General features: G+C 69.2%; 1 pseudogene. It reads right to left on the bottom strand.

The annotated features are described in order from the left end of the window. Positions 1–349: 349 nt before the first annotated feature. Positions 350–623: pseudogene (locus tag ACZ6R6_RS29910) on the bottom strand (hypothetical protein); the annotation flags it as partial.

Here is a 623-nt window from a genome sequence, read left to right on the forward strand (position 1 = left end):
TCCCAGGTGGTGCCGGCCGCGGTCGAGACGGAGTAGCCGCCGATTGCCGCGGTGAATGCGACAGCACCGGAAACAATTGCGACCGACAGCTTGGCGGCGACATTGAACTTGACCAGGGAAGCGGCGGAGTTCTTCATTTCTTAATCTCTTTTCTTGAGCGGTTGTTCTTTCCTCGCACAACCAACTCTGCGCCTTTCGGAGCCCGCGGACCAGGCATGTCGGAGTCAGCAAGTTCCCCGCCGATGGCAGCTTCCTGCCACCGGCGCCGGACACCGCCTACCCACGCCGGGGCCGTCCTCCCGTCGGAAGCGGCGGGCGGCGCCGCATGCCCTCCCGCTCCGGCGGGCCCCTACAGCGCGATGAGGCCCGCGCCGGTCGCCTGGAACCCGCAGGATTCGAGGTAGAAGCCCCGGAGATGATCGTCGAAGTCGACGTGGAGCCACTCGCACCCGGCCGCCCGGGCCTGCCTGACGGCGGCGGCGTTGACGAGGCTCGGGGGCCGGGCGGCCCCAGATCCAGGGTCGGGCGCGGGTGTTGAGCTGCGTGGTCGCCACGGCGGTGGCGTAGATGATCTCGTCGGGGTCGGCGAAGGTCTGCCCGGCCAGGGCCTGGCGGCGGAGGAT

It is taken from the genome of Streptosporangium sp. NPDC048886 (assembly GCF_055586905.1).